Raw genomic sequence first — 20,415 nt, 5'->3', positions numbered from 1 at the left:
TCCGCACGCACTCCAGCAGGCTCAACTGAACCGACGCACCCGGGCGTCGAGATGTTCCCGGGCGGCCGGCGGGGCCTGCTCGGCGAACGCCTCCAGCGCCGCCCGCGCCTCGTCGGACACCCGTGCCGGCACCACCACGTCGAGCGTGACCAGCAGGTCGCCGGCCTGGCCGTCCTTGCGCACCACGCCCTTGCCGCGGGCCCGCAGCACCCGGCCGCTCGGCGTGCCCGGCGGCACCCGCAGGGTCACCGTGCCGTCGAGCGTGGGGACCCGCAGGTCCGTGCCGAGCACGGCCTCCGGGAAGGTGATCGGCACGGTCAGCGTCAGGTCGTCCCCGGTACGCCCGAACAGGTCGTCCGGCCGGACCTTCACCTGCACGAACAGGTCGCCGGCCGGGCCGCCGCGCTCGCCCGGCTCGCCGCGCCCGGCCAGCCGGATCCGCTGCCCGTCGGCCACCCCGGCGGGGAAGCGGACGTTCAGCGTGCGGGTCTTGGTGACCCCGCCGGTGCCGTGGCACTCCGGGCACTTCTCCTCGACGACCGTGCCCACGCCCTGACAGTTGCGGCACGGCTCGGAGAGGCTGAACGACCCCTGGTTCCGGGTGGTCACCCCGGCGCCGTGGCAGACCTGGCAGGTCACCGGCTGGGTGCCGGGCTTCGCCCCGCTGCCGTGGCAGATGTCGCAGATCCCGGGCGCGCGCAGGGTCAGCGGGAGGGTCACCCCGCGGACCGCGTCGTCGAAGTCGAGCGCCACCTCGGTCTCGATGTCCCGGCCCTTGGCGGGGCCACGCGGACGGGACGGGCCGCCGGCTGCCCCGCCGCCCGAGAAGATCGAACTGAACAGGTCCTGGAAGCCGGCCCCGCCGAAGCGACGGTCACCGCCGCCGGCCGCGCCGCCGAACATGTCCGAGACGTCGAACGGCTGCCCGCCGGGCCCGCCCGCGCCCCGGGCGTTGCGCCGGAAGGCACCCGAGCCGAACAGCGAGCGCATCTCGTCGTACTCGCGGCGCTTGGCCTCGTCGCCGAGCACCGCGTACGCCTCGGAGACGGCCTTGAACCGCTCCTCGGCCTGCGGTTCACCGGGGTTGTGGTCCGGGTGCGACTCCCGGGCCAGCTTCCGGTACGACTTCTTGATCTCGTCCGGGGAGGCGGACTTCTGCACGCCCAACGTGGCGTAGTAGTCCTTCTCGATCCAGTCCTTGGAACTCACCGGTCCACCCCCTTCCATGGGACGTGCCAGGCCGTCCCGTCCGCCCGGTGTGGGCGGACGGAACGGCCCGGGTCAGTACTACTCCGGGTCGGCCACCGCGACCATGGCCGGCCGCAGCAGCCGTTCGCCGAGCTGGTAGCCCCGGCGCATGACCTGCACGCAGGTCGGTTCGGTCACGTCGGCGGAGGTCCGGTGGGCCACCGCCTCGTGCCGGGTCGGATCGAACGGGTCGCCCTGCTCGCCGAACGCGCTCAGGCCGAACTTGCCCAGCGCGGTGGTGAGCTGCTCGGCCACCGTGCCGAACGGGCCCACCAGGTCGCCGTGCTCGCGGGCCCGGTCCAGGTCGTCCAGGATCGGCAGCAGCGCGGCGAGCACCGAGCCGGCCGCCTGCTCCTGAACCAGGCCGCGGTCCCGGTCCACCCGCTTGCGGTAGTTGGCGTACTCCGCCGTCACCCGCTGGAGGTCCCGGGTCCGCTCGTCGAGCTCGGCCCGCAGCCCTTCCAGCTCTGCGCCGGGGGCCGGGGTGCTGCCCTCCACCGGCTGCGCCGGGGCGTCGACCACGGGCGGCCCGTCCACGGAGGCGGCCTCGACCTCGATCTCGTCGACCACGACCTCGGCGTCGGCGACCAGCCCCTCCGCCGGGACGTCCGCCCCGGCGTCGGCGGCGGCGGGCTCCTCCGACGTACTGATCTTGCGATTGTCACGGACGACGATCCGCGGCTGCTCGCCGGCGGACTGCCCGGCGGTCGCGGAGCCACCCGGCGCCGACCCGGTGGAGTCCGGGTCGGCGGCTCGTGGCTTCTCCGTCATGCGGTTACCTCATCCCTGCCGTGAGTACGCGTCCGAGGCGAATCGTCACTTCTTGTCCTCGTCCACGATCTCCGCGTCGACCACGTCGTCGGCGCCGCCGGCCTGCGCGCCACCGGTCGCCCCGGCGCCGGCGCCAGCGCCCGCCGCGCCCGGCTGCTGGCCCGACTCGGCCTGGTCGGCCTGCTGAGACGCGTACAGCAGCGAGCCGGCCTGCTGGGAGACCTGCGCGAGCCGCTCGTGGGCCGCCTTGATCTTCTCGATGTCCTGACCGCCGAGCGCGCCGCGCAGTTCACCGAGGGCCTCGTTGAGCTGCTCCCGGTTCTCGCCCGGCAGCTTGTCGCCGCTCTCGGCGAGGAACTTCTCGGTCTGCCACTGGAGCGCCTCGGCGAGGTTGCGGGTCTCCGCCTCCTCGCGGCGACGCTTGTCGTCGTCGGCGTGCTCCTCGGCGTCCCGGCGCATCCGCTCGATGTCGTCCTTCGGCAGCGAGGAGCCGCCGGTGATCATCATCTTCTGTTCCTTGCCGGTGCCCAGGTCCTTGGCGTGCACGTTCACGATGCCGTTGGCGTCGATGTCGAACGTGACCTCGACCTGGGGCACGCCGCGCGGCGCGGGCGGGAGGCCGGTCAGCTCGAAGGTGCCGAGCTTCTTGTTGTAGGCCGCGATCTCCCGCTCACCCTGGAACACCTGGATCAGCACCGACGGCTGGTTGTCGTCGGCCGTGGTGAAGACCTCGGAGCGCTTGCTCGGGATGGTGGTGTTGCGCTCGATGAGCTTGGTGAAGATGCCGCCCTTGGTCTCGATGCCCAGGCTCAGCGGGGTCACGTCGAGCAGCAGGACGTCCTTGACCTCGCCCTTGAGCACGCCCGCCTGGAGGGCGGCGCCGACGGCGACGACCTCGTCCGGGTTGACGCCCTTGTTGGGGTCCCGGCCGGTGAGCTGCTTGACCAGGTCGGTGACGGCCGGCATCCGGGTCGAGCCGCCGACCAGGATCACGTGGTCGACGCCGGCGACCTTGATCCCGGCGTCCTTCACGGCCTGCTCGAACGGGCCCTTGCAGCGGTCCAGCAGGTCCTGCGTCAGCCGCTGGAACTCGGCGCGGCTGAGCGTCACGTCCAGGTGCAGCGGGCCGGCCGAGCCGGCGGTGATGTACGGCAGGTTGATGTTGCTGGTGGTGGCCGCCGACAGCTCGATCTTGGCCTTCTCGGCCGCCTCGCGGAGCCGCTGGAGGGCCATCTTGTCCTGGGCCAGGTCGATGCCGTGCTCGCCCCGGAAGGTCTTCACCAGGTGGTCGATGATCCGCTGGTCCCAGTCGTCGCCACCGAGCTGGTTGTCACCGCTGGTCGACTTGACCTCCACGACGCCCTCGGCCAGCTCCAGCAGCGACACGTCGAAGGTGCCGCCGCCGAGGTCGAAGACCAGGACGGTCTGCTCCTGGGAGCCCTTGTCCAGCCCGTACGCCAGGGCGGCGGCGGTCGGCTCGTTGACGATCCGCAGCACGTTGAAGCCGGCGATCTCGCCGGCCTCCTTGGTGGCCTGGCGCTGGCCGTCGTTGAAGTAGGCCGGGACGGTGATCACCGCGTCGGTGATCTGCTCGCCCAGGTACGCCTCGGCGTCCCGCTTGAGCTTCATCAGCGTCCGGGCCGAGATCTCCTGCGGGGTGTACTTCTTGCCGTCGATGTCGACGGTCCAGTTGGTGCCGATCTCCCGCTTGACCGAACGGATGGTCCGGTCGGGGTTCGTCACCGCCTGGCGCTTGGCGACCTCACCGACGAGCACCTCGCCGTTGCGGGCGAACGCGACGATCGACGGGGTCGTCCGCGAGCCTTCAGCGTTGGCGATGACGGTGGGCTCACCGCCCTCGAGAACGCTGACGCAGGAGTTCGTCGTGCCGAGGTCGATACCGACCGCACGTGCCATCTTCGCTTCCTCGCTTCTTACGTTGGAGCAGGTGACGGGGTCCGCCCGCCGCGCACTCGCCACAAGTTGAGTGAACTTGACTCAATAGTGCCACGCCCACGGCGATCGTCAAATCGGGTTGAGCCGACCCGACGCAACCTCGCGTTCCGGGGAGCCCGGTTGTCTTCCCTTGCCCCGGTCGGGCACGCTTTAGCGGTGACGACGCACGGGGATCCCGTTAGCCGCTCCGGTTCGCCCGCCGTCGCCGCCCGTACCGGCACCGAGGACGCCGGGGAGGACCCGTCCGGCCCTACCGCAGACGGCCTGCCCGCCGCGCTCACCGACCTGCGGGCCGCGATCGGCGCTGCCCGGTTCCCGCTCACCCTGCCCTCGGCCGAGTCCGCCCGCCAGATCGGCGCGAGCCTCACCGCGCAGCTCGACGACTATCTCCTGCCCCGGTTGGCCCGGCTCGACGCGCCGCTGTTGGTGGTCGTCGGCGGCTCGACCGGGGCCGGCAAGTCGACCCTGGTCAACAGCCTGGTCCAGGCCCGGGTCAGCGCCGCCGGGGTGCTCCGGCCGACCACCCGCTCCCCGGTGCTGGTGTGCAACCCGACCGACTCAGGCTGGTTCCGCCAGGGCGAGCTGCTTCCGGGCCTCACCCGCACCAACGAGCCGAGCGAGGACCCGGGCACCCTGCACCTGGTCACCGCCCCGGCGCTCCCCGCCGGGCTGGCCTTCCTCGACGCCCCCGACATCGACTCGGTGGTCGACGCCAACCGGGCGCTGGCCGGGCAGCTCCTCGCCGCCGCCGACCTCTGGCTCTTCGTCACCACCGCCGCCCGGTACGCCGACGCGGTCCCCTGGGAGCTGCTGCACACCGCGCGGGACCGGGGCGTGGTGATCGCGATGGTGCTCGACCGGGTGCCGGCGGAGGCGACCGACGAAGTGGCCGCCCACCTGGCCGAGATGCTCGCCGACCAGGGCCTCGGCGCGGCGCCGCTGTTCGTCCTGCCCGAGACGTGGGTGGACGGCCAGGGCCTGCTGCCGGACCAGGTCACCGCCCCGCTGAGCACCTGGTTCGCCCGGCTGGCCGCCGACGCCGGGGCGCGGGCCGCCGTCGTCCGGCAGACCCTGGACGGGGCGCTGGCCGCCCTGCACCCCGCGGTGGCGGGGCTGGCCGACGCCGCCGACGAGCAGATCGCCGCCGCCGACGCCCTCGACGAGCGGGTGCTGGCCGCGTACCGGGGGGCCGAGCGGACCGTGGAGCAGGGGCTGAAGGACGGCCGGCTGCTCCGCGGCGAGGTGCTCGCCCGCTGGCAGGAGTTCGTCGGCACCGGCGAGTTCTTCCGCACCCTGGAGGCCAGGATCGGCCGGCTGCGGGACCGCCTGGTGGCCACGGTGACCGGCCGGCCCGCGCCCGCCACGGAGCTGCGCAACGCCATCGAGTCTCAGCTCGTCACACTGCTGCGCGGGGTGGCCTCCGAGGCGGCCGAGAACACGTACACCGGGTGGCGGGCACACCCGGCCGGGGCGGCGCTGCTCGACCCGCCGCTGGCGCACCCGGCCGAGGACCTCCCCACCCGCGCCGAGCGCCTCGTCCGCGACTGGCAGCGCGGGGTGCTGGAGCTGGTCCGGGCGGAGGGCGGCGACAAGCGGTTCGTGGCCCGCACCGCCGCGTACGCGGTCAACGCCACCGGGCTGGCCGTGATGATCGCCGTGTTCGCCTCGACCGCGTTCATCCCGACCGGGCTGGAGGTGGCCACCGGGGCCGGCACGACCGTCGCCGCGCAGGCCGTGCTCCAGGCGATCTTCGGCGACCAGGCCGTGCGTACGCTGGCCGACCGGGCCCGGGGCGACCTGCTGGCCCGGGTCCGGGAGCTGCTCGACGCCGAGGCCGACCGGTTCCTGTCCCGCACCGCGGCGGCCCGCCCGGCGGCGGACGCCGGCGACCCGCTGCGCGCCGCGGGCGACCGGGTGGAGGACGCCCGGCACCGCAGCGGCCTGGCGACGGCCGGCGTGTCGGGCCTGCCCGCCGCACCGACCCCGGAGGCCGAGACCCGATGACCAACATCGCCGGCCGAGTACGCGAGGCGCTCCGGGGTGACCAGCGGGTCGACCCGGACGCGCTGATCGCCCGCCTGGACGCGGTCCGCCGGTTCCTCGACGCGGTGGACGGCGAGCTCCCCGACGCCCAGCTCGTGCCCGCGCACACCCTGGTCGAGCGGGCCGGCACCCGGCTTGCGCTCTCCCGGGACCACACCGTCGTCGCCCTCGCCGGGGCCACCGGCAGCGGCAAGTCGAGCCTGTTCAACGCGCTCGCCCGGCTGACCCTCTCCACGGTCGGGGTGCGCCGCCCCACCACCGGCGTGGCGCACGCCTGCGTCTGGGGCCCGCTGGACGGGGCGAACCGGCTGCTCGACTGGATCGGCGTGCTGCCCCGCCACCGGTTCGTCCGGGAGAGCGCGCTGGACGCCGACGACGAGTCCGCCCTGCACGGGCTGGTGCTGCTCGACCTGCCGGACTTCGACTCGGTGCAGCGGTCGCACCGGCTGGAGGTGGACCGGCTGCTCGGCCTGGTCGACCTGGTGGTCTGGGTCGTCGACCCGCAGAAGTACGCCGACCGGGTGATCCACACCAGCTACCTGCGAGAGTTCCACCGGCACCGGGACGTGACGCTGGTGGTGCTCAACCAGGCCGACCGGCTGCCCCCGGCCGAGCTGCCCCGGGTGCTGGACGACCTGCGCCGGCTGCTCGACGTCGACGGGCTGGGCGGGGTGCCGCTGCTGGCCACCACCGCCGTCGACCCGGCCGGGATCGTCGAGCTGCGCGGGACGCTGGAGCGCACGGTCGCCGGGCGGCAGGCCGCGCTGCGGCGCCTCGCCGGGGACGTCGACGCGGTCGTCGCCGGACTGGACGAGCTGGTCGCCGCCGACGCGCCGGCCGACGCGCCGGACGAGGGGACCGTCGGTTCGCTGAGCCGGGCGCTGGCCGGGACGGCCGGCGTGCCGGCGGTGGCGGCGGCGGTCGAGGGGGCGTACCGGCACCGGGCCGTGGCGAGCACCGGCTGGCCGCTGGTGCGGGGCTGGCGGCGGCTGCGCCCCGACCCGCTGCGCCGGCTGCACCTGCCCGGCCCGGTCGCCGACGCGGACGCCGGGGACCCGGCGGAGAGCCTGGTCGCCGCGACCTCCGTACCGGATCCGACCGCCGCCCAGCGCTCGGCGCTGGGGCTGGCCGTGCGGGCGGTGGCCGACCGGTCCGGCGCGGGCCTGCCGGCCCTCTGGGCGACCGCGGTGACCGCCGCCGCCCGGTCCCGGCTGGGCGACCTGCCGGACGCGCTGGACCGCGCGGTGGCCGGCGCCGACCTGGGGATGGACCGCCGGCCGGTCTGGTGGCGGTTCGTCGGCGCGGTGCAGTGGCTGGTCACGGTCGCGGCCGTCGCCGGCCTCGGCTGGCTCGCCCTCGGCTACGCGCTGCGCGCCCTCGGCCTGCCGGCGCTGGAGTATCCGCGGGTCGGCGAGGCCCCGCTGCCCACCGTGTTGCTGCTCGGCGGCCTGCTCGCCGGGCTGCTGCTGGCCGCGCTGACCCGCCCGGTGGTGCGGTGGTCGGCCCGCCGGGCCAGCCGCCGGGCCGAGAGGCGACTCACCGCCGCCGTCGATGCGGTCGGCCGGGAATACGTGGTGACGCCGGTCCGGGCGGTGCTCGACCGGTACGGGCAGGCGAGGCAGGCGTTGCGGGACGCCGAGCGCCGCTGAACCCGGTCAGCCTTCACTGTCCGGGGCTCTCCCGCGGGCGTAGGGTCGACGCATGGCCACGCCTCAGACCCCCTACGACGCGGTGCTGCACGCCGCACGCGACGTGACCAGGCTCGACACCGCCCTCGATGCCGAGATGCTCGGCGCGGCGCTGCTGGGCAGCGTCTACGCCGTCGCGGAGACCGGTCGGGAGGAGGCCCTCCGGGAGTTCGTCTCCGGCTTCCTCGCCGCCACCACCCGCCGGCGCACGGCCGCAGCAAGGACCATCCGCGCCGTCTTCGCGGCCCTGGTGCCCACTGCGGAGGGCGCGGCGAAGGTCCACCCCGGCACCCAGGCCCCCGCCTGGTCCGAGCAGCTCGGCCGGGTGCGCCTCACCGGCACGTGGTGCTACGGCGATGTGTACGGCGACCAGACCTCCTACCTGGCCACCTTCGCCTACGACGATGAAGCCGGCGGCCCGGAGCACGCGCTGGTGGCCCTGGTCGACCACAACATCGGCATCGCGAAGGACATCTTCGTCGGGGGCCCCGCCGGCCGGATCGTCGACCAGGTCCGGGAGATGGTCGACGGCGACGAGTTGACCTGGTTCCGGGAGGAGGACCCGGCCCGGCTGCACGGCGAGGTCGGCCGGCACCTCGCGGTCACCGACGAGCTGGGCGAGCTGCCCGCCGAGGGATCGCTCGCCACCGACCGTGCGCTGGCCGGCGCGCGGTTGGCGCTGCTGCCCCGGCCGGCGCGTGCCGCCCGGGGTGCCGAGCCGCTCTCCGGCGACGAGCGGACCGCCCTGGTCCGGGCGTTTCTCGCCTCGCCCGAGGCGGTCCGGTTCGACCTGGACCCGTCCGACGACGCGGGGCTCGCCTCGCTGCACTTCTGCCTCAGCCTGCTGCTCGACCACGCCGCGAGCTTCCCGGACGCGGACCCGCTGCGGTGGAGCCCCACGGTGGCCGAGCTGTTCCTGCTCGACTGGGTGCACCGGCGGGCCGTGCTCGACATGGACGACGCCGCGATGCTCCCCCGGGTGCTGCGCGGCTGGGCGGCGTACGCGGCCCGACGCAAGGGGCTGCCGGAGGCTGCGGCGACCCGGACCGACACTGCGATCGAGGAGATGGTTCCGGAGTTCGCCCGGCTCTACTCGACAGGGGAGCGGCGCAGCCCGGCCACCGCGGCCGTGGCCCAGCTCATGGCCGACGGGGTTGACCCGGACGACCCGGTCGCCCTGGACGCCTGGATCGAGGCGAACCGGCACCGGCTCGCCGACGACGGGGCCTGAGCGGGGCGGGGCACCGCTGCTCGGCCGCTGAGCGCCCCGCCCGGGCGGGGTCGCCGGCTTTGCCGACGGGGGGCCGGCCCTGCCCGACGGCCCGCGCGGGCTGCGGGGTCAGGAGCGGTCCGCGCGGCGGCTCAGCCGAGCGCGGCGTAGACGACGCCGGCGACCAGCCCGCCGACGGCGCCACCGACCACCACCTGCGGGAGCGTGTGGGCGCGCAACCGCACCCTTGACCAGCCCGCCAGCACGGGCAGCGGCGCGGCGGCCAGCAGCGGGGCGCCGAAGGTGAGCGCCAGGACGACCACCGCCCCGGCTGCCACCGCCGTGTGGATCGACAACTTCCACCAGTGGCTCACCGTCACCGCCACGACCAGCCCCACCACGCCTGCGGCCACCAGGGCAAGCAGCGGGCGGGGCGCGCCGAACGCCGCGAGCAGGGCCCACCCGACCGCCACCGAGGCCAGCCCGAACAGCAGCGGCAGCCGGCGCTGCTCGCGTACGCCGACGTGGTGGTCGGTGAGCCGCCCGCGCCGCACCCCGCCGAGGATGTACGCGAACGGGATGCCGCTGGCGAAGACGGTGGCGAGCAGCCCCCAGGCCAACCCGTGGGCCCCGCCCCGGGCTCCGTGCCAGGCCACCACCACGGTCAGCAGGGTCACCAGGACGGCTGGGGCGGTCAGCTCGGTGACCAGCCGGGCGATCCGCCGGCCCGGCCCGGCTGGCCCGGCCGGCTCAGCCGGCTCGGCCGGCTCGGCCGGGACCGGAGGCTCGGCCGGGAGGCCCGGTCCGCTCAGCGCCCCGTCCCCGGTCGCGCCGGCCGGTCCCCGCTCCAGTCGATGCCGCGCACCTGCCCGCCGATCCGGTTCACGCTCCACGACCCCGGAGCGTCCCACGCGGCCGGGCTGCCGGGTCGACGGTCGCGCCGGGGCTGCTCGTGGTCGGCTCCCAGCTGGGCGGCTCCGAACTGGTCGGCTCCGAACTGGTCGAGGGCCCGGTGTCGCCTGGCGGGGAAGGGGCCTGCGTCGAGCCGGAGATCGTCACCGTGGGTTCGGCCGTGGGCGTCGGCTCCGGCGTCGGCGGGTCGGTCGGTGACGGCACCGGCGTCGGGTGTGGCGCCGGGGTCGGGCTCGGCGAGGGGGACGCCGTGGGCGGCCGGGGGGCCGGCGGGGGGATCGGCGCCGGTGGCGGCGGATCACGTACCGCGTCCGGGTCGGACCGGTCGGGGTCAGTCGGCGGGGCCGGGCCCTGCGGCGCGAGACCCGGGCCGGACGGGCCGGTCGACGGCACCACGACCAGGCCCAGCCGGGCGGACGGGATCGCCCCGGGCCGGCCGGTCCCCGGCAGCGGGACGACCACCGGGCCGACGGACGGGGTGGGAATGAACGGGGTGCCGCTGTCCGGCAGCGCCGTGCTGCCCACCGTGGCCGAGCCCGCGCTGACGGCGGCGAGGATCGGCATCGAGGCGGTGCCGGCGAGCAGGGCGACGGTGAAGAGGTATCCCCGGCCGTGGGCGGCGGAGCCGGGGGCGCGGTGCGCGCCGACGACCCGGCGGTAGCCGCCCGCCGCGCGGTGCCGACCGAGCAGCGGAACGGCCGGACCCTCACCTGGCTGGGACACGCACACTCCTCGTCGTCGGACACGGTCACGGGCGGCGCGGCAGCAATAAGCGGACATAAGCCCACGAAAAGTGCGGCTCGGCGTCATCAGCTTGAACCAGTGACGGTCAGTTCACCAGGCACCACAGCGTGTCGACACACAATTTGTCCGACCCCACCTCCCGGCCGCGAAACCGCCTACGACAAATCCGTCGATGAGCCGCGAAGCCGACAGCGGCCGGAAACCTGGGCGGGCGTACTGTGGGGTCCCTCACCTCCTCTGCGAATATGGACCATGACGGCAACGCAGCCGCGGCCTCCGCGCACCCGCGGCAGACGCGGTTGGGCGCCGGCGCTCCCGAACCGGGTTCGTCCCACGGATCCGGCTCACGCCGCGCGGCAACCCCCACCGGGGCTAGGCGCGGCCGCCAAGGCCAGCCCGGCACCGGCCGGGCCGGCGCACGATTTGCGCGGACGGGTCACCCCCCGGCGCCGACGCAGACACGACAGGGAGAGACGGATGGCAAAGGGCGACCCCGGGGTCACCACCCGCGGCCGGCGGGCCGCACCCCGTTCCAAGCGGGCCGCGTCAGCGGCTGCAGGCAACCCGGAACTCGTACAGCTGCTTACGCCCGAGGGCGAGCGCATCGAGACGGCGTTCGGCCCGGACGGGACGGAGTACCGCGTCGACTTCACCGACGAGGAGTACCGCGGGCTCTACCGCGACCTCGTGCTGGTCCGCAAGCTCGACGCCGAGGCCACCGCGTTGCAGCGGCAGGGCGAACTGGGCCTGTGGGCGAGCCTGCTGGGCCAGGAGGCCGCGCAGGTCGGCTCCGGCCGGGCGCTGCGCAGCCAGGACATGGCCTTCCCGACGTACCGGGAGCACGGCGTCCTCTACTGCCGGGGCATCGACCCGATCATGCCGCTCGGCCTGTTCCGCGGCGTCGACCAGGGTGGCTGGGACCCGAACGAGTTCAAGTTCAACATGTACACGATCGTGATCGGGGCGCAGACCCTGCACGCGACCGGGTACGCCATGGGCGTTCACATGGACGGCAAGACCGGGACCGAGGACGGCGAGGCGGTGATCGCCTACTTCGGCGACGGCGCCACCAGCCAGGGCGACGTCAACGAGGCGTTCGTCTGGGCCAGCGTCTTCAACGCCCCGCTGGTGTTCTTCTGCCAGAACAACCAGTACGCCATCTCCGAGCCCCTGGAGCGGCAGACCCGGGTGCCGCTCTACCAGCGGGCCGGCGGCTTCGGCTTCCCCGGCGTCCGGGTCGACGGCAACGACGTGCTCGCCTCGTACGCGGTGACCCGGCACGCGCTGGACAACGCGCGACACGGCCAGGGCCCCAGCCTGATCGAGGCGTACACCTACCGGATGGGGGCGCACACCACCTCCGACGACCCGACCCGGTACCGGATCGCCAGCGAGGTCGAGGCCTGGCAGGCCAAGGACCCGATCGCCCGGATGAAGGCGTTCCTGGAGAAGCAGAAGATCGCCGACGCGGACTTCTTCGCCGCCCTCGACGAGCAGGCCCGCGCCGAGTCGGTGCACCTGCGCGAGCGGGTGCTCGCCATGCCCGACCCCGAGCCGGTGACGATGTTCGACCACGTCTACCCCCACGGGTCCCCTGAGCTCGACGAGCAGCGGGCACAGTTCAGCCGCTACATGGAGTCGTTCGATGGGAGCGCCCACTGATGGCCACGGAGACGCTCACCCTCGGCAAGGCGCTCAACACCGGCCTGCGCAGGGCCCTGGAGGACGACCCGAAGGTCATCATCATGGGCGAGGACGTCGGCAAGCTCGGCGGCGTCTTCCGGGTCACCGACGGGCTCCAGAAGGACTTCGGCGACCAGCGGGTGATCGACACCCCGTTGGCCGAGTCGGGCATCATCGGCACCGCGGTCGGCCTGGCCATCCGCGGCTTCCGCCCGGTCTGCGAGATCCAGTTCGACGGCTTCGTCTACCCCGCGTACGACCAGATCGTGTCGCAGGTGGCGAAGATGCACTACCGCTCGCAGGGCAAGGTCCGCATCCCGATGGTCATCCGCATCCCGTACGGCGGGGGCATCGGCGCGGTCGAACACCACTCCGAGTCGCCGGAGGCGTACTTCGCGCACACCGCCGGCCTGAAGGTCGTGACCTGCGCCAACCCACAGGACGCGTACTCGATGATCCAGCAGGCGATCGCCTCGGACGACCCGATCGTGTTCCTGGAGCCCAAGCGGCGCTACTGGGAGAAGGGTCCGGTCGAGCTGGACGCCCCGCTGTCGGCGGCGTACCCGCTGCACTCGGCCCGGGTGACGCGGCCCGGCACGGACGTGACCGTGCTGGCGTACGGGCCGATGGTGCGCACCTGCCTGGACGCGGCGGCCTCCGCGGCGGAGGACGGCCGGGAGCTGGAGGTCATCGACCTGCGCACCCTCTCCCCGCTGGACCTGACCGCCGCGTACGAGTCGGTGAAGCGCACCGGCCGGTGCGTGGTCGTGCACGAGGCCCCGGGCAACCTGGGCCTGGGCTCGGAGATCGCCGCCCGGATCACCGAGGAGTGCTTCTACTCCCTGGAGTCCCCGGTGCTGCGGGTGACCGGCTTCGACACCCCCTACCCGGCTTCCCGGGTGGAGGAGGAGTACCTGCCGGACCTCGATCGGGTGCTCGACGCGGTCGACCGGACCTTCGGGTGGTGAGCGGCGTGTCGCGGATCAAGGAGTTCAACCTGCCCGACCTGGGCGAGGGCCTGGCCGAGGGCGAGATCCTCGCCTGGCTGGTCAAGGTGGGCGACATGATCGAGCTGAACCAGCCGATCGTCGAGGTGGAGACGGCCAAGGCCGCCGTCGAGATCCCGGCGAAGTGGGCCGGCCAGGTGCGGTCGATCTTCCACCCGGCGGGCAGCACGATCGAGGTCGGCACTCCGATCATCGCGATCGACACCGACCCGGGCGCCGGCCCGATCGAGGAGTCGACCACGGGCACCCCGTCGGCGGCGTCGCTGGCGGCGGTCGAGGTGGCCCCGAGCGAGGGCGCGATCGAGCCGGGCCTGATCGGCGGCCCCGCCCCGGGCGGCCGTACCGCCGTCCTGGTCGGCTACGGCCCGCGCACCACGACGGCCAAGCGCCGGCCGCGCAAGGCTGGCGTCCCGGCCCAGGCCCCGGCCGCCCCGGCGACCCAGGCCCCGGCCGCCCCGGCGACCCAGGCCCCGGCCGTTCCGGCGCCGGTCCCGGCCGCCCCGGTGGTCGCCGCGTCGACGAACGGCAACGGCCACGGGGGTACGCGCACAGGCGGGCCGGTGCTGGCCAAGCCGCCGGTACGCAAGCTCGCCCGGGACCTCGGCGTCGACCTGGCCGCGCTGACCGGGTCAGGCCCACTGGGCTCGATCACCCGGGAGGACGTACAGCGGGCGGCGAGCGGCACCGCAACGGCGGCCGAGCCGCTGACGGTGACGGCGCCGACCACGGCGGCGGCGAGCTTCGGCGCGGACCGTGAGCAGCGCATCCCCGTCAAGGGGATACGCAAGCTCACCGCCGAGAACATGTCCCGCTCGGCGTTCACGGCCCCGCACGTGACGGAGTTCCTGACCGTCGACGTCACCCGGGCGACGAAGGCCCTGGACCGGCTGCGCGGCCGGCGGGAGTGGCGCGACGTCCGGGTCTCGCCGCTGCTGCTGGTGGCCAAGGCGGTGCTGCTCGCGGTGCGGCGGCACCCGATGGTCAACTCGACATGGGCCGGCGACGAGATCGTCGTCAAGGACTACGTCAACCTGGGCATCGCGGCGGCCACCGAGCGCGGGCTGATCGTGCCGAACATCAAGGACGCCGGCCGGCTGTCGCTGCGCGAGCTGGCGGACGCGATGACGGACCTGGTGCAGACGGCCAAGGCTGGCCGGACCACGCCCGCCGCCATGTCCGGCGGCACCCTGACGATCACCAACGTCGGGGTGTTCGGGGTGGACACCGGCACGCCGATCCTGCCCCCGGGCGAGTCGGCGATCCTGGCCTTCGGCGCGGTCCGTGAGATGCCCTGGGTGCACAAGGGCAAGGTCCGTCCGCGTCAGGTGACCACGCTTGGCCTGTCCTTCGACCACCGGATCATCGACGGTGAACTCGGGTCGAAGTTCCTCCGCGACATCGGGGACTTCCTGACCGACCCGGAGGCGGCGCTGCTCGCCTGGACCTGACGGTTAGCCGACACCAGCCACGGCCGGTGTGCCACGGGTGAACGCCCGGCACACCGGCCGTTGCCGTTGGCAGAAGAAAACCCATGAATAGGGCCTCGTTGGCCTACGATCCTTAGGCAAGTGTCTCAGCTCACCTACTAATCGATGGATTCTCCGTCCTCCATGCGCTTCAATGGACACATCAGGGGCTGACAACCGAATAGCTATGAGGAGAGACCCAGATGAGCATGATCGAGCGAATCCGCAACCGCCGCGACGCCAACCGCCGTGCCCGCGCCATCGAGCACGCGCTGCGTTCCGCCAACTCGCCTGCGGTCCGTGACGAGCTTCTCGCCATCGCCCAGCGTCACGTGAGCTGACGCCCCGCACTTTTCTCTCCTCCTCCAGTTCGACGACCCGCCCGGTCACCCCCGGGCGGGTCGTCGGCGTTTCGGACCGATTGACACCGGGATTCCGCCTCGCGGCACCGCCCGGTACGGTGGGGATCGGTCGTCAACCGCACGTCCGGACCCGTCGCGCCGATAGATGCTGCTCGACACGGTTCGGCAACGCGCAGTGACGGCCGGTGCTCCCCGGATGCCCCGGGCGGTCACCGGATACGGTGCGGGGAGTCCCCACAGCCGGTCCGCCGGCGACGCCGGCACCAGGCCGACGCAACGTCGGCATCGGCGGCCGACATGTGATGGAGGAGGCGCACCGATGACGTCCGAGGGCCCGCACCACCCCGGCCAAGAACCGGACGAGGTGTCGCCGGGCAACGGCGCACCGGCGTCGTACGGCGTCGCCAACCCGGACCTGGGCTGGGCGCCTCCGCCCCCCACGGCCCGGCCGAATCCGCCAGCTCCCGCCCGGGTCGCGCAGAACGACCAGCCACCCACGGCTGCCTGGGGTGCCGCCGCCCAGCCGAACGCCCAGCCGCCGACCGCCGCGTGGGGCGCCGCGCCTCAGGGCGGCCAGCCGCCCACGGCGGCCTGGGGCGCCGCACCGCAGAACGAGCAGCCACCCACCGCCGCGTGGGGCGCCGCCCAGGTGCCGGCACAGCAGCCGGAGCCGGCTCGGCCGGACGCGTGGGGCCCGCCGTCCGCCGCGCCGCAGCCCGCCTGGGGCGAGGCCGACCAGCCGATGCCGGGCTGGAAGCAGGAGGATCAGCCCGGCCCGGCCTGGGCCGCCACCGCGCCGACCACGCCGCCCGGCTCCGCCGGTGTTCCGCCCCAGCCGGCCTGGGGAGCGCAGCCCGAACAACCGGCGCCGGCCTGGGCCGCCCAGGCCGAGCAGCCGCCCGCCGCGTGGGGCCAGACCGAGTCGGCCGCCCGGGGCGCCGCCCGCGTCCCCGGCCAGGCCACCCCGCCCCAGGACGCCTGGCCCGCCCAGGCCGACGCCAACCGGCCCGACGGCTGGAACCCCACCGGCCAGCAGGACGACGAGCCCGCCCGCCCTGGCGGCTGGAACGCCGGCGGCCAGCAGGACGACCCCGCCCGCTCCGGCGGCTGGAACGCCGGCTCGCCCGCATCCCCTCAGGACGACCCCGCCCGCTCCGGCGGTTGGAACGCCGGTCGGCAGCAGGACGACGAACCCGTTCACCCGGGTGGCTGGGCCCCGGCCGAGCAGCCCGCGTTCGCCGGCAACGCCGAGCAGCCGCCCGCCCCCTGGGGGCAGACCGAGTCGGCCGCCCGGGGCGCCGCCCGCGTCCCCGGCCAGGCCACCCCGCCCCAGGACGCCTGGCCCGCCCAGGCCGACGCCAACCGGCCCGACGGCTGGAACCCCACCGGCCAGCAGGACGACGAAGCCGCCCGCCCGGGCTGGAACGCCGGCCCGCCCGCCTCTCCTCAGGACGACCCCGCCCGCTCCGGCGGTTGGAACGCCGGCGGGCGGCAGGACGACCCTGCTCGCTCCGACGGCTGGGCCGCAGCCGAGGGCAGGCCCGACGACCAGCCCCAGCCGACCGCCTGGGCCGGCGCCGACGGGACGGCCAAGCCCGGCGCGTGGGGCGCGGCATCGGTGCCGCAGCCGCAGGATGATCGGCCGGCCGTCCCGGACTGGGCGGCGGCCGAGCCGACGTCCGTGCCGCCGGCCCGGGCCACCGCCACCGTCGGCGTGGACGGGCCGCCGTCCTGGAGCGCCCCGGCGGAGAATCAGCAATGGCCCGGACCGGACCGGACCGAGCGGCCCGGCGTGCCGGACGTCGAGCCGTGGGCGCCGGGCGAGGCGTGGGGACGTTCCGCCGAGGCGGAGCCCGCCGCGCCGCAGCCGGCCGGCAACGGATGGGGGCCCGAACGGTCGGAGGATCGGCCGCTGTACCAGCCGGCACCGGCCCCGGGGATCTCACCGGCCAACGCCGTCCCGCTGCCGCCACAGGAGCAGCGGGTGCCCGGCGCCAGCCTGGCCGCCGCCCCGCCGGCCGACTACCTGCCGCCGGCCCAGTTCACCCCGGAGGTCGAGGCGCCGGTCGAGCCGGGCGTCCGCGAGGGAGGGCCGTCGGCGTACGAGCCGGAGCCGGCGGGGGTCGACAACGGCTGGGGCCACGCCGAGGAGCCGCAGTCTCCGGCCGGCCCGGTCGTTCCCGCTCCCCGGATGTCGCCGGAGGGCCAGGCGTCCGCCCGTGCCGCTGTCTCCCTGCCGGAGGCCGGGGAGTCCGCAGCCGGCGCCGCCGGCAGCGTCTCGGCGAGCGCGTCCGTGCCGCTGACCAGCCGGGTGATGCCCCCGACCGACCAGGCCCTGCGGCCCGGCGACACGCCCGCGCCACAGCCCCGGGTGTACGGCCGGCCCACCCGCCCGGAGCCGGTCGAGGAGCCGGAGCAGGCGGAGGACCTCGGCTTCCACCCCGACCCCAACCCGCCGCACCGCTTCGACGCGCCGGCCCCACAGGGCCGCTTCGACGAACACGATCCCCAGGGCCGATTCGACGAGCCGGGCCAGCGCGGGCGCTTCGACGAGCCCGGGTCCCAGGGCCGGTTCGACGAGCCCGGGCCGCATGGCCGGTTCGACGAGCCCGGCCAGCAGCAGCAGCGGTTCGACGACCGGGCGCCGCAGCGCTTCGACGAGCCCGACCGGCAACACGGGTACGGCGACGGGCCGCCCGCCGCAGCGGCGGCGGTTCCGCCTGTCTTCCCGCCCGGCGTGCCGTCCTTCGTGGACCCGCCGGCCAGCAACCGGCCGGTGAACGGCGTCCGGCCGCACGACGGCGACCGGCCGGGTGACCAGTTCGGCGGCCCGGCGGGCTCGGCCGGCGGCGGCACCGCCGTCCAGGGCGCGGTGCCGGGGCACGGCCCGACACCGTTCGGCGAGCCGGCCGGGGGTGGCTTCCCGCCAGCCTTCCCGGCGCAGGGCCAGCAGTCCGGTTCGTCCTGGGACGTGGAGTCCGAGCAGGGCCGGTTCGACACGTTCAAGCCGGACGCGGCCGAGCAGAAGACCGAGGCACCACCGCCGAAGGTGCGCAACGGCCGGGTGCTGGCCGCCGTGCTGGTGGCCGCCGTGCTGATCCTCGCGATCCCGCTCGGCCTGCTCACGCTGCTCGGGAAGTTCAGCGACGACAAGGCGCCGACGTTCGACCCGGCGGTCGGCTCCTGCGTGAAGCAGACGGGCGACAACGCGACGGCGGCGACATGCGGCGGCGCCGACACCTTCACCGTGGTGTCGAAGGTCGCCGCCAAGGAGAAGTGCGCCGACCCGGCGCAGCCGCACGTAGTGCTCCGAGGCGACCTGCCGAACAAGGTGCTCTGCCTGAAGCCGTCCACCAAGTAGCGGATTTCCCGAGGGCGGGGCCACGGACCACCGTGGCCCCGCCCCCGTCGTACGCCGCCGAATGTGACCGGGGCCGCGCAAGGTGTTGGCGGGTGGGGCATCCCCGTTCGGGCAGACTGAGGGGATGAGCGCACGAGTACGGGCCCCGGAGCTGCGCGGACGGGGTTGGCTGAACACCGGTGGGCGGGACCTGAAGCTGTCCGACCTGCGCGGCAAGATCGTCGTCGCGGACTTTTGGACCTTCTGCTGCATCAACTGCCTGCACGTGCTCGACGAGCTACGCCCGCTTGAGGAGAAGTACGCCGACGTGCTGGTGGTCGTCGGCGTCCACTCGCCGAAGTTCGAGCACGAGAAGGATCCCGACGCCCTTGCCGCCGCCGTCGAGCGTTACGGGGTGCACCACCCCGTCCTCGACGACCCCGAGCTGGACATGTGGCAGCAGTACGCGGCCCGGGCCTGGCCGACCCTCACGGTGATCGACCCCGAGGGGTACGTGGTGGCCACCATGGCCGGCGAGGGCCACGCCGAAGGGCTGGCCCGGCTGGTGGACGAGTTGGTCGCCACCCACGAGGCGAAGGGCACCCTGCACCGGGGCGACGGCCCGTACGTGCCGCCGGCCGAGCCGGAGACCACCCTGCGCTTCCCCGGCAAGGCCGTCCTGCTCGACGACGGTAACCTGCTGGTCTCCGACTCGGCCCGGCACAGCCTGGTCGAGCTGGCCCCCGACGGCGAGACGCTGGTCCGCCGGATCGGCTCGGGCGACCGGGGGCGGGCTGACGGCCCCGCCGACGCCGCCGCGTTCTCCGAACCGCAAGGGCTGTGCCGGCTGCCGGAGCACGTGGCCGAGGTGGCCGGGTACGACCTGGTCGTCGCGGACACCGTCAACCACCTGCTGCGCGGAGTGAAGCTGGGCACCGGCGAGGTGGTCACCGTCGCCGGCACCGGCCGGCAGTGGCGTTCCACGGTGGACGACCACGCCCACGACGCGCTCTCGGTCGACCTCTCCTCCCCCTGGGACCTGGCCTGGTACGACGACAAGGTGATCGTCGCGATGGCCGGCATCCACCAGCTCTGGTGGTTCGACCCGATCCGACGCACGGCCGGGATGTACGCCGGCACGACGGTCGAGGCGCTGCGCGACGGCCCTCAGGCCGAGGCGTGGATGGCCCAGCCGTCCGGCCTGTCGGTGTCGACCGACGGCGCGCGGCTGTGGGTAGCCGACAGCGAGACCAGCGCGGTCCGGTACGTCGAGAACGGCATCCTGGCCACCGCCGTCGGGCAGGGGCTGTTCGACTTCGGCCACGTCGACGGGCCGGCCGAGCGGGCGCTGCTCCAGCACCCGCTGGGCGTCTGCGCGCTGCCGGACGGGTCGGTGCTGGTCGCCGACACGTACAACGGCGCGGTCCGGCGGTTCGACCCGGGGACCGGCCAGGTGTCCACGGTCGCCGACGGGCTGGCCGAGCCGAGCGACGTGGTGCTGACCGCCGACGGCGGGGTGCTGGTGGTCGAGTCGGCGGCGCACCGGCTGACCCGGCTGGCTCCGGGCGCGCTGTCGGCCGCCGGGGCGAGCACGGTCGACGGCCCCCGGCACCGCACCGAGCGGAAGCCGACGGACGTGGCGGCCGGCGAGGTCACCCTGGACATCGTCTTCACCCCGGCCCCGGGGCAGAAGCTGGACGAGACGTACGGCCCGTCGACCCGGCTGGTGGTCTCGGCGTCCCCGCCGGAGCTGCTGCTGGAGGGGGCGGGCACCGGCACCGGCCTGTCCCGCCGGCTGGTGGTCGACGGGGCGGTGGCCGGCGGGGTGCTCCAGGTGACCGCCCAGGCGGCGACGTGCGACGCCGACGTGGAGCACGCGGCCTGCCACCTGACCCGGCAGGACTGGGGCGTGCCGGTCCGGGTGGTCGAGGGTGCCGCGGCCCGGCTCCCGCTGGTCCTGCGCGGCCTGGACGCCTGACCGCCGC

At 74.8% G+C, this 20,415-nt stretch carries 14 protein-coding genes; 9 read left to right on the top strand and 5 right to left on the bottom strand.

Translation table 11 applies throughout. The annotated features are described in order from the left end of the window. Nucleotides 1-21: 21 nt before the first annotated feature. The 3 genes from dnaJ to dnaK all read right to left on the bottom strand — a co-directional run bounded on the left by dnaJ (nucleotide 22) and on the right by dnaK (nucleotide 3,936). Complete coding sequence (dnaJ, locus tag OG617_RS14600; protein ID WP_405102147.1) at nucleotides 22-1,209, bottom strand: molecular chaperone DnaJ; 1,188 nt, start codon at nucleotides 1,207-1,209, stop codon at nucleotides 22-24. A 78-nt stretch (nucleotides 1,210-1,287) separates the two neighbouring features. Then, the gene (gene grpE / locus OG617_RS14595) at nucleotides 1,288-2,019 is read right to left on the bottom strand and encodes a nucleotide exchange factor GrpE (RefSeq protein ID WP_405102145.1); all 732 of its coding nucleotides are present in this window, start codon (nucleotides 2,017-2,019) and stop codon (nucleotides 1,288-1,290) included. Nucleotides 2,020-2,064: 45 nt separating this feature from the next. Continuing rightward, nucleotides 2,065-3,936 (bottom strand): molecular chaperone DnaK, encoded by a 1,872-nt coding sequence (dnaK, locus tag OG617_RS14590; RefSeq protein ID WP_405102143.1) that lies wholly within the window; start codon nucleotides 3,934-3,936, stop codon nucleotides 2,065-2,067. Between the two features lie 195 nt (nucleotides 3,937-4,131). Here dnaK and OG617_RS14585 point away from each other — a divergent pair, with 195 nt between their 5' ends. Genes OG617_RS14585 through OG617_RS14575 form a run of 3 tightly spaced genes read left to right on the top strand, consistent with a single transcriptional unit; the run spans nucleotide 4,132 to nucleotide 8,937 of the window. Next, nucleotides 4,132-5,979: an ABC transporter gene (locus OG617_RS14585; protein ID WP_405102141.1), complete on the top strand. Its 1,848-nt coding sequence runs from the start codon at nucleotides 4,132-4,134 to the stop codon at nucleotides 5,977-5,979. After that, nucleotides 5,976-7,667 (top strand): GTPase, encoded by a 1,692-nt coding sequence (locus OG617_RS14580; RefSeq protein WP_405102139.1) that lies wholly within the window; start codon nucleotides 5,976-5,978, stop codon nucleotides 7,665-7,667. Before OG617_RS14585 ends, OG617_RS14580 begins: the two co-directional genes overlap by 4 nt. A 52-nt stretch (nucleotides 7,668-7,719) precedes the next feature. After that, complete coding sequence (locus OG617_RS14575; RefSeq protein WP_405102137.1) at nucleotides 7,720-8,937, top strand: hypothetical protein; 1,218 nt, start codon at nucleotides 7,720-7,722, stop codon at nucleotides 8,935-8,937. A 131-nt stretch (nucleotides 8,938-9,068) separates the two neighbouring features. Here OG617_RS14575 and OG617_RS14570 read toward each other — a convergent pair whose 3' ends face one another. Together OG617_RS14570 and OG617_RS14565 are read right to left on the bottom strand one after the other, a co-directional pair. Beyond that, complete coding sequence (locus OG617_RS14570; RefSeq protein ID WP_405102135.1) at nucleotides 9,069-9,809, bottom strand: phosphoesterase PA-phosphatase; 741 nt, start codon at nucleotides 9,807-9,809, stop codon at nucleotides 9,069-9,071. Then, nucleotides 9,799-10,551, bottom strand: a complete 753-nt coding sequence (locus OG617_RS14565; RefSeq protein ID WP_405102133.1) for a hypothetical protein — start codon at nucleotides 10,549-10,551, stop codon at nucleotides 9,799-9,801. Before OG617_RS14565 ends, OG617_RS14570 begins: the two co-directional genes overlap by 11 nt. Before the next feature lie 498 nt (nucleotides 10,552-11,049). Between OG617_RS14565 and pdhA the strand changes: the two genes are divergently transcribed. The 6 genes from pdhA (at nucleotide 11,050) to OG617_RS14535 (ending at nucleotide 20,408) form a co-directional block, all read left to right on the top strand. After that, nucleotides 11,050-12,234 (top strand): pyruvate dehydrogenase (acetyl-transferring) E1 component subunit alpha, encoded by a 1,185-nt coding sequence (pdhA, locus tag OG617_RS14560; RefSeq protein ID WP_405102131.1) that lies wholly within the window; start codon nucleotides 11,050-11,052, stop codon nucleotides 12,232-12,234. Then, entirely contained in the window at nucleotides 12,234-13,223 is a 990-nt protein-coding gene (locus OG617_RS14555) for an alpha-ketoacid dehydrogenase subunit beta (protein WP_405102129.1), read from the top strand. The genes pdhA and OG617_RS14555 overlap by 1 nt, the downstream gene beginning before the upstream one ends. Next, the gene (locus OG617_RS14550; RefSeq protein ID WP_405102127.1) at nucleotides 13,220-14,710 is read left to right on the top strand and encodes a dihydrolipoamide acetyltransferase family protein; all 1,491 of its coding nucleotides are present in this window, start codon (nucleotides 13,220-13,222) and stop codon (nucleotides 14,708-14,710) included. The genes OG617_RS14555 and OG617_RS14550 overlap by 4 nt, the downstream gene beginning before the upstream one ends. 221 nt (nucleotides 14,711-14,931) lie before the next feature. Continuing rightward, the gene (locus OG617_RS14545; protein WP_201753571.1) at nucleotides 14,932-15,069 is read left to right on the top strand and encodes a hypothetical protein; all 138 of its coding nucleotides are present in this window, start codon (nucleotides 14,932-14,934) and stop codon (nucleotides 15,067-15,069) included. A gap of 340 nt (nucleotides 15,070-15,409) precedes the next feature. Then, nucleotides 15,410-18,451 carry a hypothetical protein gene (locus tag OG617_RS14540; protein ID WP_405102125.1) on the top strand — a complete coding sequence of 1,014 codons (3,042 nt, stop codon included), beginning with the start codon at nucleotides 15,410-15,412 and terminating at the stop codon, nucleotides 18,449-18,451. 124 nt (nucleotides 18,452-18,575) lie between these two features. After that, nucleotides 18,576-20,408: an NHL domain-containing thioredoxin family protein gene (locus OG617_RS14535; protein ID WP_405102123.1), complete on the top strand. Its 1,833-nt coding sequence runs from the start codon at nucleotides 18,576-18,578 to the stop codon at nucleotides 20,406-20,408. Nucleotides 20,409-20,415: the final 7 nt, after the last annotated feature.

The sequence above is a fragment of the Micromonospora sp. NBC_01412 genome (genome assembly GCF_045040215.1).
In the GTDB taxonomy this organism is placed as follows: domain Bacteria; phylum Actinomycetota; class Actinomycetes; order Mycobacteriales; family Micromonosporaceae; genus Micromonospora; species Micromonospora rubida.
Note: the sequence above shows the minus strand (reverse complement) of the source record. Positions and strands in the feature narration are given on the sequence as shown.